The sequence below is a fragment of the Thermofilum uzonense genome (assembly GCF_000993805.1).
GTDB lineage: Archaea > Thermoproteota > Thermoprotei > Thermofilales > Thermofilaceae > Thermofilum > Thermofilum uzonense.
The window spans coordinates 1,076,401-1,093,438 of the sequence record NZ_CP009961.1 but is presented as its reverse complement, the minus strand read 5'-3'; the positions used below and the strand labels follow the sequence as shown (position 1 = coordinate 1,093,438).

Sequence of the window (17,038 nt, the reverse complement as noted above, 5' to 3'; positions counted from 1 at the left end):
GTAAATTATATCTCTGTTCGCGGCGTGTGAATAGATATGAAAATACCTGGTCATCCGGTCTCGGAGGGGGTAGCAAAAGCCGAACTCTTAGTCTCTCCTGAGCCCATAACATTTTATGGCGGTGTGGATCCTCTAACATCTAAGGTTACCGAACCTGGGCATCCTTTATACGGGGAAGTCTTAAAGGATAGGATACTGGTTTTTCCCCATTCAAAGGGGAGTACAGTCGGATCCTACATCATACTGCGCTTGGCCAGGCGTGGGATAGCACCAGCCGGAATAGTTACACTCAAGCCGGACGAGGTAGTAATAGTTGGCTGTGTAATAGGAGGTGTGCCCTCGATGACCGGAATAAGTGAAGAAGCCTTTAATACGCTTAGAACTGGAGACAAGGCTGAATTAAGGGTAGACAGAAATTATGCCGAGCTCCTCGTCGAGGAATTGTGAGGAGATAAAACGGGAACTTGAAAAGATAGCAGAGGAGATCAGAGTATGCACTCGCTGCCCTCTACACTTGAATCGTACTAATGCCGTGCCCGGGGAAGGAGACCCCTGCAGTGGAGTCGTTTTCATAGGAGAAGCCCCGGGGCAAAGCGAGGACGTCCAGGGTAGACCTTTTGTGGGCTCAGCAGGACAGCTTCTCACACAATTGTTGAGCTCAAATGGTATCTCTCGGGAATCTGTATTCATAACGAATGTCGTGAAGTGTCGTCCCCCTGGAAACAGGGAGCCTCGCGAGGAGGAGATTAAAGCGTGTCTGCCCTATCTCAGAAGACAACTTGAGGCGATAAAGCCCAGGGTGATAATAACGCTAGGCCGACACAGCACTAGGACAGTTCTAGGCATGCATGGACGCGCTGTGAATTCGATAATGGGTGTGAGGGGCAGGGAGTTCATGGTCGAGGAGAGCTGGGGGTCTCTAGTTGTTTTTCCAACGCTTCATCCAGCAGCCGCGCTTTACAACCCAGGCATGAGATCGTCTCTTGAGGATGATTTCAAGAGGATTTCTCGCATTATAAAGGGGGAAGAAACGAAAGGGCAAAAGACTCTTGACAGTTTCTTCGCAAAGTATTAAATGATGATGCTTTAAATTGATACGTGTCTCTTACGCCTAGAGAGAAATCCCGTAGAAAGGCAAAAATTATAAAGGAACTTATTGAGGAGTTGGATGCAATACGAGCTTTTAGACTCTTTAATACGAGCCGTGCCCTGCGATACATATCAGAGTTGAGGTTAGAGGGAGATTTGTGGAGGGAGGTTCAGATCGTATTGAAAACTATAGCCCTTTGGCCCACACAGGACAAATCTTTTCCAAGGATAAAGAGGGCCGACTCCATAGCAGACATTCTGTTTATGGCATCATTTGCAGGAATGATCGGCTCACTAATACTTATGTTATTAAACCTTGAACTTTTTCTGGCCTACATTTTTCTACTTTCAACACTTGTCCTGATGAACTTATCATATATCCTGAAGTTTTACGTTAGCGTAAAAATTAGAAACATATATCTATCGAGGAGGAGCGAACTTGAAGGCTATGATGGACTCTTGAAAAAAGCCGTTGATAATCTTCTGTTCAGGCTTAGGGGCGAGTTAAAGAAGGCGGGGATTGGGTTAAGTGAGGTTGATTTCAAGTTATATAATGGGGATTACGCGGGACTAGTGGTCGAAGAGGAGAAAAAGGGAGTCTATAAGTTAAAGTTTAAGTGAAAGTCGCTCAATTTTCTGATAACACTCTCTACACACAAGCGCAGGACCTATTTCCATGGAACAGTCTTCGCATACTAATCGTCCGCAGTAAGCACAGTTCCCGATTGAGAGCTTGTTACCGCAAACCTCGCACAACGTTTCAGCGCAAGCAACGCAAATATTTCTCTTCTCATCAAAGTGCTCCGGGCATACTTTCCTACCACATATTTTACAGATGCGGAGTTTACCCGCTCTCCCGCATATTTCGCAGCCAGCCACTCTTTACCTCGGAGTTGAGAATGGAAATATTTTTAAATTTTAACTTTTGAAAAGCGAATGGTGGTTTTTAATTGCCTATAAAGCTTGATCAAGCTGAAAAGAGACTGCTTTACCTTTTTTACGTGTACGGCAAGGCCGTATCGAGAAAACGTATCCATGAGCTAGTATATAAGCTGCAAACTGAGTATGGAGTAGCTCTTGGATTCACTTTCGCAGGCCAAGTTCCGTTTTCCAAGCAGCTAGACGAGAAGTTGGAAGAGCTAGTAAAAAAAGGCTACCTTAAGCTTATCTACTCGACAGGTGGAGGCTATCTAAGCCTCTACCGACCTTACTACAAACTTTCGGAAAGGGGTGCTAAGGTAGCTGCCAAGAGTGATTTCTCAAAGACGGATAAGGAAACAATCGAAAAAATGGTTAATTCTTTGCGTGGCGCGAAAGAAAAAGGTGGCACAGAGACTGCTGTCCAACAATAGTGATTTATTCAAGTAGCTCGTGATCATAACCAGGGCTCATGTCCGGCTCACGTCGAGAAGATGATATCGAAATCGTAGAGGTTGGGGAAGGAGACATCGCAGTTCTCCTCGCGGCTTTGCAAAGACTTAATAACGGCGTGTACGCCCTTAAAGTCACCCTGGACTTTCTAAACTCTAGAGTAGGAGCTCTGCAGGAAAATATCCGGGAACTCGAGGGCTCTCTTGAAAGTCACCTCCAGAGCTTTAAAAGCGAGAGAGAGAAATTCTCGGATGAAGCCAAAAAAACCTTAACGGAGCTAAAACAAGAAACTCAAAGCACTAAAAACGAGATAAGACTCTCTCTCGATTTATTTCTAGAAAAGCTTTCAAGCGAAACTGGGCGTTTATACGACTCTCTACATCAAGTCGAGTCTGACATTAATGCCATTATCTCCAAGTTGAAAGAGGTAGAACTAGTTTTAATGGATACTACGACAGCCGTTAAAGCTGAGACAAGCGGTCTGCGATCGAAATACTCTGATACGGAGGTTCTTCTAAGCGAGCTTTCACAGAGAATTGGAAGACTGGAGGAGAACATCCTGGCCGCGCTAAACGAGCTTAGGCTTTCAACTCAAGAACTCTCCCTCAAACTCTCATATTTGGAGAAGAACATCTTGCAACAAGGGGAAAGCAAGGTCAAGGAAGAGTGAATTTTATTAAGCGATACTAAATTATAACTCTTTTACAAGAATAACTGGAGGTGCTGATATGTCGTTTCTACGAAAGCCAAAGGAACGTGAAGAATCAACCGAGAAAATCTTAGTAGAGATCCAATCGGCTCTCAACAGCATTGACCGCAGGCTCAGCGCTATCCCTGAGTCATTACAAGAACCTCTTAGAGCGCCTCTCAGAACTCTTCAGGCTCAAGTCCAAGCCTCTCTTGAAGAACTGAGAGGCATGCTCGCCGACACCATAGAGCTACTTCAGAACCAACAGTCGGCCATCGAGAGTTTATCCAAGTTATCAGATCTCCCTGCAGACTTAGAAGAGATGATGTCGAGATTGTCTATCACCTTGAAAGCAATTGACGAAATCAAGGCTGAAACTGGCAAGCTCGATCAACTTAACGAAATAACTAGAGAATTGCAAGGCCTGAGGAAACCTATAGAAGAGCTTGCAGCTGCTGCAGGCAAGCTTGAAGAGTTAAAGAAGGTGATATCAGAACTGGAAAGCATTTCTGAGACTCACGGTCTGCTTCGTGAATCTCTAGATAATATTGCCAAGTTGCTTGAGGGTCTCAGCACAACCTTTGCGAACTCAGAGAATCTTGTAAAGTCTCTCATGGAGGAGACTCAAAAGTATACAAAGCTAGTCGAAGAATACTCCCAGCTTTCAGCTAAAGCTGAAAGCTTATCGAAACAGGTGAAGGAATTAGAGGAGATGCGGATTCGCCTCGAGGAGAAAGAGAAGATACTACTACAGCGAGAGCAGGCTTTAACACCGCTCTTCGAGCAGCTTAACAAGGCTGTCTCGAGGATCCCCGAAGTAGGGGATCTCGTCAAATACATAGAGTTTCTAAAACAAAAGGAAACTGAGCTCAACACTAAGCAGATAGAGCTTGAGAGAAAAGAAAACGAGATTAAACTTTTTGCTAACAAGGTTGCAGCTGAAAGCGACGAGCTTAGAAAGCTACGCATAGAGTTAGCTGAGCTCCAAAAGAAGCTCAAGTCATGGGAAGAAGATCTCATGAGAAGAGAAAAGACATACTCCGAGAAAATGGAGGAGCTTGCCAGGCTTGAGCGAGACCTCTCAGAAAAGGAGAGACGGGTGAGCGCTCTTATCAGCCGCTACGAGGAGCTTTCTCGACAAGTGGCTCAGAAAGAGGCTGAGCTCAAAAAGCTAAACGATGAGATAGCTTTAAGAGAGAAGCGTATTAGAGAGGAGTTAGAGCCCTACCGTGACAAGCTTATAAAGGAGAATGAGCGCTTGGTAGAGTGGGAGAAGCGTCTACTCGAGAAGGAAAGAGAGCTAGTCGGGTACCAGCGCATGGTGGCCTCGAAGGAAAGCGCGCTCATAGAGCTCAGGGAGCGTCTCGAGGCAAGGCAGCTTGAACTCGATTCACGTGAGAAGGCTTTGCAGGACAAGCTGAAGAGGCTTGCCGAGCTCGAGAATATGGTTCAACAAATGGAGAGAGAAAACGTCAGCCTTCGTGAGGAGCTTAAAAAACGGGAAGAAGAGATACAGCGTCTCAGAGAGCTTTGCGGTAAGTAAATCTCTATATTCCTTTCAGGAAGTATATAAGGACTACGAGTAATGCGAATACTATCGATAATAAAATTGAGAAAACGTTCATCGCCTCAATAACCTTAAAGGGGATTTTCGACCCCCATTCCGGTTCCTCGTCCCGAGCCATCGTGAAGCCTATAATGGATGCCAGAACAGCTATAACAGCCATAGCTAGGGTTCCAAACATGTAGAGGAAGGGTGGTGTTGTAGGATTGACGTTGAAGCCATCGGTTATAATAAAGATTGCCACGTTTAGAAACAGCGGAATAAGAGTTACAATGATGAGGAGCGTGCTTGGCTTAACTTTCTCTCCCATGTAGTCTGACCACGACGTTTTCATCACCTTATGAGAGATGATGCTTGTCTTAGTCTTGTGACTACGAAGTCTTTATTAAGCATAGCGAGATATGGGGCGATCCTAGGCCCGCTGGGTCTGCCGAAGAAGACCAGGTAAAGCGTGGTGAAAAGTTTTTTCTCTAATTCCTTGTCCTTCTTCAAGCCCATCATAACATTCTTTATTGAGTCCTCGTTCCAAGAGTCGAGAGACTCTAACAATGACGCTAGTTCTCTAAGCAGACCTGCAGTGGATGCGTCTAGAATCTGGGTAATCTCCTTAGTTGGGGGCTCTGGAACTATGGATATGCGGTAGTACTCAGGTGCATATAGCTCCAACCATCTCCTTGCTAAGGATATGCGGGTCTTTATTCTTTCGAGTTCCCATGGATGCAGATCTCGATTGAGCTGCTTTGTCTCGCGTAACCTCTGTAGAACTTCCCCGGTATCTCTTCCTCCGCTGGGGAGTACCTGTGCCAAGATCATCGCGGTTAAATATCTAAGCTGGAACGGGGGCTCCTTGGGCGGAGAGTGTAAGAGCGACAACCTGTAGCTTTCAGCAACATCCTCCTCGCCCTCTTCTAGACCAAAGAATACCCTTTCTGCCTTGTCAAAGTTGTCATAATAGCTCGGCACTTCTTCCAGGCTTAGCACTACTCGTCTCATCGGAGGCGAGATAAGATATATAAACCTGAGGATCTCGGGTTCCGCAACCTCTATCCATGCTTTAGGAGAGAAGCCTATGAAGTCACTTGAACCCATATCACCCACGTCTCTTCCCTTGGTCCTGTATCCAACCCACTCATATGCAAGTCCCAAAGGTGGTTCGAACCCGTAAACATTCCTCGCAAGATCGTTACAGCTGTCTCTCGACCCCCCTGGGGTGGCATGATCTTTACCGTAGGGCTCGAACATGACCTTCAAAGAATACCATACGCCAACCCACTCGACCCTCCAGTTCAGTTTACCCTTTGTAAGACTTTGCCAGCCCTCATTACCACAATGTTTACACACGTATCTAGCACGATAGTTAGCTGGGTCGACCTCAACGACCTCCGTGGTATCGATTCTGCCGCACTTATCGCAAATCGGCTGGAAGGGGAACGAGTCTTTACCTAGCTTTTTCTCACCCCTGTACTTGTTAATTGTCTCGATAACTTTTTCACGATGTGTGGTCAGTGAGAGAAGTACGAATTCCTTCATTCTATCGTTATTTTCGTAAAGTTCCTTTGTCGTCACGACTTTAACATCCTCTGCAAACCGGTTAAGATAAGAGCCAAATTCCTCCCAATAGTGATCTACCCAGTTATCATGGCATCCATGCGGGTCGGGGACACGATACAAGGGCCATCCCGTATACGAGCGCGCCTCGTTGACGTCCTTGAACTGCTTAAGCTGCCCCTCCTTACCCTTCCATGAGTCCACAGTGTACAAGGTGAGCAGATGCCTGGTCTCTTTCCCGCTTAGCTTACGGGTTATTCTTAAAACTGTGTCTACAATTGTTATCTCTCCTCTCAGCCTTCCAACGTGTTGGAGCCCCGAAACAGACAAACCGCCGTTCCCTACAATCACGTCTTCTTTACTTGTAATGGAGAGTAATTGCCTAGCTACGTTCTCCGTCCAGTGCACGTTATCCAGCTACCTTAACATAAATATATAAATGCTTATCCCGAGCCATTTGACAAAACTTTTACCTCCCGTTGCCATGGTTCCATAGGCTGTTTTTATGAGATTATCAGCAACACTTTCAAATCCTGGATCTGAGGTTGTTGCATGGTCATATATGCGTGCTGCGCTAGCGGTACTTTTAATATTCCTGGCTTTGCCTCCCATGCTGGAGGCTGTGCCAACAGTATACGTTAACTACGCGGAGGTTCTTGAGTACGATGGCGTTTCATGGAAAAGCTCTTACCTCATGATCCCTGGGACGACTCTTTCGATAACGACATCTTCAAAAATACTAATTATCAGAACCGATGCGGCATCAGGGAAACAGCCCACCACAGTACTTGTGGATGGGGTGGACTACAAGCCGATAAGAGGAACCGGGGTTCTCTGGAATACAGCAATCCTGATGCTTGATGGGACTCCCCACAAGGTAGAAGTCACATTCTCTGATGTACCGCCTCGACAACCTATTCTAGCTTTCTTTGCACTCCCAGGTGGCTCAACGACCTCGCCTCTTAACATCTCTTCTCCTCCAATCCCAGGCTTCAAAACTTTAGGAATAAGGTTAGTACTCCTACTTCGCGGCGGCGAGTTCAAAAACGTGGTGAATAAGCCTTTTTGGGTTCTTAACCAGACAAGTATTACTCTTCTCGGAGAGAGTCTTCAAGTAGTCGAAGCAATAGTTCCTTTTGAAAATGTATCCCTGCGTGGAGATTTTCTCAAGGCTACGTATTCCTACCTCTATGGCATAGAGGCCAGATTTGGCGTTAGAGTGCAGTTACCCCCTTACCCGGAAGTTTTCATCTTCGTCAATGCTCCTACCCATACAAACCTTAGCAGATTTCCAGCTAACCTGATTGTAGGGGGGCCTCCTAAGTTATTAATGACAAGGTTCAACGCTACTTCCATATCTCTTGATGCCTTGGTGTATCCTGTGTCATTCAATGTTGCTCAACCGGCTTCTCTCTGTGGGTTGACAGGTGTGAGTTTCCGCGTGTTTTCCTCTGAAAAGTCTTTGGGTACAAGTGATAGTTCAGTTCTGGTGAATGGAGATAATACAACGCTTCTATTCAGGTTCTTTTCGAGCGGCTTGTCGCTTGTAGACGTGATTGTAACTACTCCTCCTCCAAGGTTTACTCTGACGCCGCCAATCTATACCTTAACCTTTACACTCCTCGATAGAAGTGGGGGAAAGGTTCGCAACGCGTACTATACCATCTACTCACAAGGTAAGATTGTGGCCTCTGGCCTCACACGAAATGGAGATGCTGAAGTCTGCCCCTTACCGCCTGGAGAATATGTGATACTCATTTATTTGGCCGGTAACGTCATTGCCCGCACAAAGATCCAGGTGCAGGGAGACTCTTACCTTCCAATAATTACCAATACTACAACCGTTCAAATCACTCTCTTGAGAGAAGGTACTGAAAGCCTTCTCACAAACTACACGCTAATGCTTGAAGGGAATGCCCTTTCCTATAACTCTTCCTCGAGCAGTGGTAAGGCAAAGATTGAGGGGGTTATCCCGGGAAAGTATACTTTCACTGTTTATATAGCCCAGGACAAAGTCTACGAAGGTGAACTGGAAGTCACAGAGGCTCAGAATGTTTTCGTATTCTCTCTTCCAATCTATCAGCTTAGAATACAATTGCTAGGCGCGCTTAATCAACCCATTGCAGGCATGCCCGTAGTAATATATGGTTCTGGGATAAGGAAAACCTTGAGCACAGACATTTATGGCCGCGTGGATGCAGGATTCCTGCCGCAGGGTCAGTATACTGTGCGTGTAGGAGACAGAGCCTACAATGTGACGTTAGTTTCAGACTCGTTCAAGAGTATAACGTTAGATATTATTGCCGTAGTAAACGGGTACATTATAACCACTCAATATCTTGAGTTGGCGGCATTACTCGTATTGATAATTATTGTTGTTGTCGTCGTTAGGAAGATTGTTAAAAGTTTAAAAAGGGAGCCCTCAGACATAATAGAGGTGTAGCCTGCTGCCCTGCGTCACCGGGTGATGGCTCCCGGCTACCCCTCTTGAGGGCTGTGTCTTGCTCCTGGTGTCATCTTTCTTCTCGGTGAGGCCCTACGTGGGCATCCTGTTAGACTAAAGGAAGGCACTCGACAGCATGGAAGCGACGCTCAGGGGACTCGAAAAGGACAGGAGCATGCTTGAGGGCCTCCTCGGGGCCAGGAATCTTCCATAGCTTTGATGGGAGCACTGTTACAAGCGATAAGGATTTTATCTTTGGAGGCTAGTGTTGGTGGTGATGACATTATTGACGTTGGACTGGCACTTTGAGATCGCGGAAAAGTTGGAGTTAGCCCCCATATACGAACCAGTGCTCGATGATTTCCTTCTCCTATTCCTATATTTGGATGGGAGGACGCCCTTCTATGGCGAGGAGACCCTTCACTTATGCTTCTTCCTATATCCATATGTTTCTGTAAAGGCTTCTCCCTCAGTATTCCTTCCTTTCTCACAAGAGATAGAGGACGCAATTTTAAGGCTCAGGGCGAAAGATTTAGTCGAGGAGGGCAAGGACTTTAGGGGCGGGAGATATGTTTCCATGCTAAAACTTTCTGATATAGGTGTGTCAGAGGCCAGGAAGGTTTTTTCGACTTTTGCGAATAGCTGGATCCTTCTGAACGGCTTTGTACTCAGGAGAGGATCTGAGGTACTCTCGGAGCTTGAGGCACTAAAGAAGACTTATAATGGTAAATCCCCATTAGAGCTTCTCAGGGTCATGGCTTTAAAGATCGACTCCGAGGGCGAAGTCATAATTAAGAGGCTAGGGTTTTCCTCGGAGAGGCAGGGAAAAATGATTATAGACATGGCTAAACAACTAGCACGCGAACTAAAAATCCTCATGAGAGAAAATCCCTATTGATCGGCATCCCACATGAAACCCGAAGTGATAGTTCTAGGAGCAGGTTCTGCGGGTCTGCAAGCAGCCAGAAATATCTTAGAGAGAACGAATCTCGATATATTGGTAATTGAAGAGCACGCTAGGATAGGTTATCCGGAACACTGCACAGGGCTTATTAGTTTAAACGGCGTAAAGAATGCGCTACGGGTGCCTCTGCAAAATCTAGCCGTAAACTACATACATGGAGCATACATCTATTCTCCTTCCGGGATTCGATTGCTTGTTGCGAGGACGGAGCCCGTAGCGGTTGTGATCAACAGACCTTTGTACGAGTACATGCTCTATAAATTGGTTGCTGACAGGGTAAAATTTGTATTGGGTGTAAAGGCTAGTCTCGCGAATGGAAAAGTCTACTTTAGGGACACGACCCTCAAACCCTCCTTTATCGTTGATGCAAGGGGGCTTCAAAGTCTAACCTCTAGAAGACCCGAAGCCAGAAAACACGTAATACCTGCGTTGCAGTTTGATATGAGTGCGCGACTCGAGGAGTATAAATATGTACACGTTTTTCTAGGCGATCAGTTTTCTAAAGGATTTTTTGCCTGGGCTGTTCCTCTCGACGACAATCGGGTTCGAATAGGGTTAGCCTCTAAAGGAAATGTTCTTCTAAGGTTAAAGACTCTCGCTAATCGTCTCGAGAAGATCACAAATGGTATTATAAAACCCACTTCTAGGTTGAGGGTGCTTGGTGGAGCCGTCTATACCGGTGGGCTGGCGGATCAGGTGAGCGGCACAGTATACTATGTTGGGGACTCGGCAGGTCAAACAAAACCGACGACAGGGGGAGGACTCGTGTATCACTCCTATGCCTCTCTTTACTTGGCCGAGGCCCTCGCGAAGAACTCGCAGGCCCACTACGACTATAGCATCAGGAGACTCTTAGGACGGGAGATCAAGCGCCAGCTATTGCTGCGTAGGCTTCTTGACGGGATGAACGATAAAGAGTTAAACGAACTATTCCTGGTTCTAAAGAGGATAAATGGGGAAGAGCTCGTCTCCAAGTATGGGGACATGGATGTTCAGACAAGCTTGCTCCGGAAGCTAGGAATGGAACTTATGAAAAGAGAACCACTATTTTACCTGAGAGCTATACCTCTTCTTTTCAACCTCCTCGTAGCCCAGTTTTAACGCCTCCAGATTTATTCTCAGTAACTCTCCTTTAAACCGCCTAGTCAAAATACGCTCGATATCTTCTACACTGACGTCGATTACACGCGTGGCAAGGCTGGCCCCAATCATAACCATGTTCACAGCTATCTCCGACCCAGCCTTTAAAGCCAGTCCATTTGCATCGATTACAAAATCATTTAATCCTGAGCCTCTAATGCTTTTCAGCAGCTCTTCGCGGCTCGGCACTTTTCCGGCGGCAGGTGGAGGCAGTAGAAAATCATTCACAATAACGAAGCCTCCTTTGCGAGCCAGTTGGAGACGCCTCGCCGCCTCTATTAGCTCCAAGCCGATAATTAAGTCGGCTTCACCCGTAGTCACGATGGGAGACACTGATCCATCACCATACTTCAGGAAGACTACAACAGAGCCACCCCTCTGCGACAAACCATGTACCTCGCCTACGCTCACATTGAAGCCCTTCTCGCTTAAAGCTTCACCCAGCACACCTCCAATGGTTATAAGTCCCTGTCCCCCAACTCCAGCTACAACTATACTTTTACGCGCCATAGAGATCACCCCATCGCCGGTCGGATAGCTTTCGCAGGACATATAGAGGCGCATACGCCGCACCCTACGCAAAGCTCGGCAAGAATTCTCGGCTTTCCGCTATTCTCTCTAACTATGGCGGGACAGGCAAACTTATCCAAACAGATACCACAGTTGATGCATTTTGCCTCATCGATTATATATGGTCTAATTTCCTCACCCCTACGACGCCTATTTCTAACATCAAGCAATGCGCATGGACGACGGGATACTATGACCGCCACCTCTCCTGTTTCCTTAATGTATCGCAGTGCTCGCTGTACAGTGTCTCGCACAATCGTTACATCATAGGCGTCCACCACCTCCACGAATTTGACGCCTACCGCTCTGGCCACGTCCTCTATTTTTATCTGTGGCCTTGACTCACCACTGGGCCCTACCCCGGAACCGGGGTGAGGCTGATGTCCAGTCATGGCAGTAATACTATTATCCATAACAATTACGAGGAGAGGTGTTTTGTTATACACGGCGTTTATCAGGGCTGGTATACCTGCATGATAGAAGGTGGAGTCTCCAATAAACGCAATCACAGGTTCTTTGCTAAAACGTGCTATGCCCAGTCCTATACCAATAGAGGAGCCCATACTCCACGTGAAGTCAGCCATCTCGTATGGCGGATAGAAACCAAGAGTATAGCACCCTATGTCGTTAGCATATATGGGCTTGACCCTCGCCCTCTGTGCAGCCAGCTTTACAGCATAGTATGTCGATCTATGTCCACAACCAGGGCAAAGTACAGGCGGTCTCCGCGGGAGTCCCGGAGGGCTTAGAGCTGCCTCCGGAGGCTTATATTCTATACCCGTTACAGCGGCGATCCCGGCTTTGGCGAGCTCCTTGTTCAGCTCGCCCACCCTCGGGAACACAGTTTTACCATATATTTCGGCTCCAGTTTTTTCCTCATAGCCGATGATCTTAAGCTGCCACTCGATCACAGGCTCTAGTTCCTCCACTACAATGACTTTCTCATAATTTAAGATTTCAAGAGCAATTTTTCTCGGAAGCGGAAACACCGAGGAAAGCTTATATATTGTTGGCTTTACTCCCAACTCCTCGACAGCCTCTAGGACGTAGTTGTATGTGATCCCGGAAGTGACTACTGCAACGTTGTCCTCGCCCTTAACCACGGAGTTAAACCTGAACTCAGAGAGGTACTCTTCCAGTTTCTTGAGTCTCTCTAAAACTTCGCGGTGTTTTACTAGATTGTAGGGGGGTAGGAGGGCCCATCTCTCAGGGTTCTTGTGAAAAGAGGCGTCGCGTGAAGGACGGGTAACTTCACCGAAAACTACAGGTGACCTGCTGTGTGAGAGGCGAGTGGTTGTTCTTAGAATGACACTTAACTGGAATTTTTCCGAGACTTCAAAGAGGGCTTTAGTCAAGTCTTTAGCTTCCTGTACAGTAGAGGGCTCAAAAACTGGTATGTTTGCATGAATTCCGTAAAGTCGATTATCCTGCTCGTTCTGGCTGCTGTGAGCATTCGGGTCATCCGCGGTGACGATGACCAGCCCACCAATAACCCCGGTATAGCCAAGGCTCATCAATGGATCGGAGGCCACGTTAAGTCCCACATGCTTCATCGCTACCAGGGACCTAAGCCCCATCATCGACACACCGATTCCAAGTTCGAGGGCTACTTTCTCGTTCGTACTCCATTCAACATAAATTCCATACTCTCCTGCAACATCGACAAGTGACTCTATGATCTCCGTTGAGGGGGTTCCCGGATAAGCGGCGGCAGCAGATATTCCTGCCTCCAGAGCTCCACGAGCTATTGCCTCGTTTCCAAGGAGAAGCTTTCTTTCACCAGCATTACCGCTAATAATAGCCTTCGGCACAATATTTAAGTGTTGAATTATAATTAAAGGTATTCGTGCAGACAACTATAGCGTTCACCTATCTACAGGCTGAAAAATTCGCAGAGCCTCCCCCGACGCCGTTAAACGTAAACATGCAAGTTAATTTTCCGCTTAATATATCGTTAAGTGAAAAACAGCTATCAGCCGAGTTCGTCGTTAGCGTTGAAAGCGTACCCGCTGTTTTCTCAGTTAAAATTAAAGGGAAATTCACGCTCACAGGCGACTCAAAGGAAATCGAAGAAGTAAACCTAAAACTCTCAAAAGGGTCACCTGATCCACAACTTCTCCAGATGTTGACCTCCCTAGTCTTCTTCGAAGTGATGCTCCTGTTAAAAGAACTTGGTTTTCCACCAATGCTCCCATTACATCCACCGCCGCAGCAACCACCGCCGGAGACATTCAGACCGGCGTGACTACGAAATGCAAGTCCTAGTCATTTATGGGGACAAGTGCCCCGATAATGTATTCTCCGTGACACCCGAGGGCGATTGTCCACCATGGACGCTCGCACCTGAATGGCTTGTCTCCAAAGCCCTGGCTCACGACACTCGCCTGGCGAAGCCCGAAAGGCTCTCATTTCTCTTAAACTTAGCTCCTGGTCCTCATTCTGTCTGGAAAGCCGCTGCAGTCGAGCCCGAGGAATGGTGGGGTATTCTCTCCATCGCAACCTACACAGGCACATATAGCGAGTGCAGTAGCGTATTGCTACTCCCCAACGCTCCGGCAACCTCGACGCTATCTGCTATCAGCAAAAAAGAAGTATGCATCTACGCGACCAATATACGAGGAGATTTTTTATCCATTCTTATACAAGCCCTCGGCTCACTGGGAACTGAAAAACTCATACTTTTAAACCCCACAGATCCCAGGGACTGGCACACTTTACGTCTTCATGGAATACTCGGATACATCTATGCAAAACGCCTCAGTCTCCCCAAAGCGTTACAGCTGAGGGCTTTGGCTGAAGGCGACATAGATGTTGAAAGAGCCGAAGCCAAGACTAAAGGTTCCATGGCGCCACGCGCACCGCGTCCAGGCGTACCACAGGATCTCCTCAAAAATGCGTTCGGCGAAGACAGCGAGGTAGCCCTAAGTCTCCTCTCCGAGGTCGAAAACGGAGGCGGCGTAATGAGCTATAGAGCCCTGCTTGACATCACGCGTGAACTTTCCGTGAGGGGATCAGATATAGCTCGACGGCTCATTCTTTTCGGATACCTTCACCTCCGTCAAGCTCAGGTAGAGCTAACAAGCAAGGGACTCTACACTTTACTGCATGCCCGATAGGTTCCCGTGGTGCTCTTTCACAGTTTCTATAGATATAAGGAGTACAGGCGAAGCTTTTCACACTAAGATCCCGATTAGAATTTCGCCTTTATAATGAGTTTACAGTGGATGGTGGACCGGCCGGGATTCGAACCCGGGACCACCCGCATGCCAAGCGGACATCCTCCCACTAGACGACCGGCCCTCTATCAAAACGAGAATATGAGACTTTTAAGTTTTTTGTCTCCTTGGACAAGGTGATACCTGTAGGAGATAGGAGTTCCTGTTGGCACTCAATGCTAAACGTGCCCAAGGCTTCGCAAAAGCATTAATTTAGTCGTCGACTAGAATACAGCTTGGCAAGAGATATGGAGGTAGATGTTGAAAAAGTAGCCTTGAAATACGCGCTAGCTAACGCTGTAAGGTTTGGGGGAAAGGCTGAGGTTAAGGCAGTCGTAAGTAAGGTATTCGCAGAGCTCCCGGAGCTGAGGACACGAGCTCGAGAAATTGTTGCTGTTGTGACGGACGTCGTTTCACGGGTTAACAACATGACTCTGGAGGAACAAGAAAAACTTCTACGGGAAACATGGCCCGAGGCCCTAGTACGTGAGAAGAGGGTGGAGGAGGAAAGAAAGCTCCCTCCACTTCCGCGCGTTGAAGAATTTAACGGTTTCGTTGTGACTCGTTTTGCCCCGAACCCTGACTTCGTCCTACACCTTGGCAGCGCGCGTCCAGCCATACTAAACTATTACTACGCTAAAGTCATGTACAAGGGAAAATTCATCCTCAGATTCGAGGACACAGACCCCAAAACAAAGAAACCCATGCTAGAAGCCTACGACATGATTAGAGAGGACCTCAAATGGCTTGGTGTTAAATGGGATGAAGAGTATATTCAGAGCCTCCGGATGCCCATCTATTATGAGCATGCGAGGAAGCTCATCGAAACTGGAGGGGCATATGTCTGTACTCACCCGCGAGATGAGATAAAGAGGATCCGTGATGAGGGCCGGCCGGATCCATGCTCGCTTCTCCCACCTGAGACACACCTCGAGAGATGGGAGAAAATGCTGGCTGGCGAGTACGGGGAGGAGCAAGCTGTACTGCGAATAAAAACTGATCCCGCGCATCCAAATCCCAGTGTTAGGGACTGGATTGCTTTTAGAGTCCTAGACACAAGTAAAAACCCCCACCCGCTCGTGGGTGACAAGTACACTGTTTGGCCGACCTACAACTTTGCATGTGCTATTGACGACCATCTTATGGGTATCACCCACATTCTAAGGGGGGAAGAACACGCGGTTAACACGATTAAACAGGAGTATATCTACAGGCATTTCGGCTGGAAGCCCCCGGTAGGCATACACTTTGGTAGACTTAATCTTGAAGGGATGATTTTGAGCAAGTCTGTGATACGTAGAGGGATTGAGAAAGGAGCGTATCATGGCTGGGACGATATTAGGCTAGGGACCTTAATAGCTCTGCGCAGGAGAGGTATACTCCCTCAAACAATCTGGGATCTAGTCTTTGAGGTCGGGATAAAGCCTTCCACTGCTACCCTGAGTACTGAGAAGATACATGCCTTGAATAAAAAGTATCTCGAGCCCATTTCTAATAGGTATATGTTTGTAGCCGAACCCGTTAAGGAGTATGTTCTTTCCGGGGTTACGCTGCCAGTTGTCGCCGAGGTTATGGTTCACCCATCTTATCCAGAGAGAGGGCGTAGGAAGATAATTCTCGAATCACCTCACATTCTAGTTGAAGAAGGTGCTCTCGCGGGTAAAGGGGAAGTTCGACTAATGGGGCTCGGGAATTTCATGATAGGTGAGGAGGGCAGGCTAGAATTTCTCAATAATGACGTGGCGTATGCTAAGGATCACGGGCTCCCAATAATTCAATGGGTTCCTAAGGACGACAATTTCCCTGGAACAATTCTGAAGGCTGAGAGAACGGAGGTTCGGGTAATAAAAGGTTACGGGGAGCCTGCGACACGTGAACTAAAAAGTGAGGATAGGGTACAATTTGTCAGGATAGGTTTCATTAGGGTGGAGAAGCCAGGTGTCTATATATTCACGCATGATTAGGTTTGTTTCTGGAGGTTCCAGGGCTTCCCCTCTTTAATTATTTTCTCAGGCACTTTGTCCTTAATGCTTTCCAGGAATTTGAGATCGCTCTCCTTTTTACGTAAATGGTCTGGAAGTATTATGGGTATCTCGTCTTTTATCGGCCACCAGCGCCCGCACTGAGGACAATATAAAATTCCGGTCTTCACCTCGAATTTTATGCATTCATCGCAACCAGGATCCCTGCCTCCCAGATCCTCTACCTTCACACCCCTATAGGCACAGTATAGCTCGCAGGCAGGCTTTGTCTTGAAAGTAAATGTTCTCCCCTCGTACTCCACCTTCTCAACCACGTATAGCTCTAGCGGGAAATGCTTGTCGTAGGGGCAAGCCAGGAGATCCATTAACCGGTATTTCATATCTCTTCTTCACAACTAATCGAGTCCTCAATATTTAGATATTTCTCTCCTGGATCATTTTTGGCACGGTAAGAATTTTTAAGG

17 protein-coding genes and 1 tRNA gene are annotated in these 17,038 nt (G+C 47.1%); 12 read left to right on the top strand and 6 right to left on the bottom strand.

The window, feature by feature from the left end:
• The first annotated feature begins 36 nt into the window (after positions 1–36).
• The 6 genes from MA03_RS05620 (at position 37) to MA03_RS05595 (ending at position 4,691) form a co-directional block, all read left to right on the top strand.
• A complete protein-coding gene (locus MA03_RS05620; protein WP_052884332.1) occupies positions 37–447 on the top strand; it encodes an aconitase X swivel domain-containing protein in 411 nt (136 codons plus the stop codon).
• Positions 419–1,075, top strand: coding sequence for a type-4 uracil-DNA glycosylase (gene udg / locus MA03_RS05615; protein WP_052884331.1), 657 nt, complete (start codon positions 419–421; stop codon positions 1,073–1,075). The genes MA03_RS05620 and udg overlap by 29 nt, the downstream gene beginning before the upstream one ends.
• A gap of 23 nt (positions 1,076–1,098) precedes the next feature.
• Positions 1,099–1,710, top strand: a complete 612-nt coding sequence (locus MA03_RS05610; RefSeq protein WP_052884330.1) for a hypothetical protein — start codon at positions 1,099–1,101, stop codon at positions 1,708–1,710.
• A gap of 329 nt (positions 1,711–2,039) precedes the next feature.
• On the top strand, positions 2,040–2,441 hold the full coding sequence (locus tag MA03_RS05605; protein WP_052884329.1) for a hypothetical protein: 402 nt from the start codon (positions 2,040–2,042) through the stop codon (positions 2,439–2,441).
• A 38-nt stretch (positions 2,442–2,479) separates the two neighbouring features.
• Entirely contained in the window at positions 2,480–3,130 is a 651-nt protein-coding gene (locus MA03_RS05600) for a hypothetical protein (RefSeq protein WP_052884328.1), read from the top strand.
• 58 nt (positions 3,131–3,188) lie between these two features.
• Entirely contained in the window at positions 3,189–4,691 is a 1,503-nt protein-coding gene (locus MA03_RS05595) for a CCDC158 family protein (RefSeq protein WP_052884327.1), read from the top strand.
• Between the two features lie 4 nt (positions 4,692–4,695).
• Here the strand turns inward: MA03_RS05595 and MA03_RS05590 are convergent, their stop codons facing one another.
• On the bottom strand, positions 4,696–5,022 hold the full coding sequence (locus MA03_RS05590; protein WP_219731626.1) for a hypothetical protein: 327 nt from the start codon (positions 5,020–5,022) through the stop codon (positions 4,696–4,698).
• A gap of 23 nt (positions 5,023–5,045) precedes the next feature.
• The gene (gene lysS, locus MA03_RS05585) at positions 5,046–6,668 is read right to left on the bottom strand and encodes a lysine--tRNA ligase (RefSeq protein ID WP_052884325.1); all 1,623 of its coding nucleotides are present in this window, start codon (positions 6,666–6,668) and stop codon (positions 5,046–5,048) included.
• A gap of 97 nt (positions 6,669–6,765) precedes the next feature.
• On the opposite strand from lysS, the gene MA03_RS05575 reads away from it, so the two are divergent.
• The 3 genes from MA03_RS05575 (at position 6,766) to MA03_RS05565 (ending at position 10,768) form a co-directional block, all read left to right on the top strand.
• Positions 6,766–8,703: a hypothetical protein gene (locus MA03_RS05575; RefSeq protein WP_191118445.1), complete on the top strand. Its 1,938-nt coding sequence runs from the start codon at positions 6,766–6,768 to the stop codon at positions 8,701–8,703.
• A 277-nt stretch (positions 8,704–8,980) separates the two neighbouring features.
• Positions 8,981–9,601: a hypothetical protein gene (locus MA03_RS05570; RefSeq protein ID WP_052884322.1), complete on the top strand. Its 621-nt coding sequence runs from the start codon at positions 8,981–8,983 to the stop codon at positions 9,599–9,601.
• 12 nt (positions 9,602–9,613) lie between these two features.
• Positions 9,614–10,768 carry a lycopene cyclase family protein gene (locus tag MA03_RS05565; protein WP_052884321.1) on the top strand — a complete coding sequence of 385 codons (1,155 nt, stop codon included), beginning with the start codon at positions 9,614–9,616 and terminating at the stop codon, positions 10,766–10,768.
• Here MA03_RS05565 and MA03_RS05560 read toward each other — a convergent pair.
• Both MA03_RS05560 and iorA read right to left on the bottom strand, forming a co-directional pair.
• Positions 10,712–11,317, bottom strand: a complete 606-nt coding sequence (locus MA03_RS05560) for an indolepyruvate oxidoreductase subunit beta (RefSeq protein ID WP_191118444.1) — start codon at positions 11,315–11,317, stop codon at positions 10,712–10,714. The genes MA03_RS05565 and MA03_RS05560 overlap by 57 nt on opposite strands.
• A gap of 5 nt (positions 11,318–11,322) precedes the next feature.
• Positions 11,323–13,188, bottom strand: a complete 1,866-nt coding sequence (iorA, locus tag MA03_RS05555; protein ID WP_052884319.1) for an indolepyruvate ferredoxin oxidoreductase subunit alpha — start codon at positions 13,186–13,188, stop codon at positions 11,323–11,325.
• A gap of 35 nt (positions 13,189–13,223) precedes the next feature.
• Here iorA and MA03_RS05550 point away from each other — a divergent pair, with 35 nt between their 5' ends.
• Together MA03_RS05550 and MA03_RS05545 are read left to right on the top strand one after the other, a co-directional pair.
• On the top strand, positions 13,224–13,622 hold the full coding sequence (locus MA03_RS05550) for a hypothetical protein (protein WP_052884318.1): 399 nt from the start codon (positions 13,224–13,226) through the stop codon (positions 13,620–13,622).
• A 7-nt stretch (positions 13,623–13,629) separates the two neighbouring features.
• Positions 13,630–14,493: a hypothetical protein gene (locus MA03_RS05545; RefSeq protein ID WP_191118443.1), complete on the top strand. Its 864-nt coding sequence runs from the start codon at positions 13,630–13,632 to the stop codon at positions 14,491–14,493.
• A 109-nt stretch (positions 14,494–14,602) separates the two neighbouring features.
• On the opposite strand, the gene MA03_RS05540 is transcribed toward MA03_RS05545, so the two are convergent.
• Positions 14,603–14,677 (bottom strand) — tRNA-Ala (locus tag MA03_RS05540).
• Positions 14,678–14,840: 163 nt separating this feature from the next.
• Between MA03_RS05540 and MA03_RS05535 the strand changes: the two genes are divergently transcribed.
• Positions 14,841–16,556, top strand: coding sequence for a glutamate--tRNA ligase (locus MA03_RS05535; protein WP_052884917.1), 1,716 nt, complete (start codon positions 14,841–14,843; stop codon positions 16,554–16,556).
• Here the strand turns inward: MA03_RS05535 and MA03_RS05530 are convergent.
• The gene (locus MA03_RS05530; protein ID WP_052884316.1) at positions 16,553–16,954 is read right to left on the bottom strand and encodes a Trm112 family protein; all 402 of its coding nucleotides are present in this window, start codon (positions 16,952–16,954) and stop codon (positions 16,553–16,555) included. The two genes, MA03_RS05535 and MA03_RS05530, sit on opposite strands and share 4 nt — an antisense overlap.
• Between the last annotated feature and the right edge of the window lie 84 nt (positions 16,955–17,038).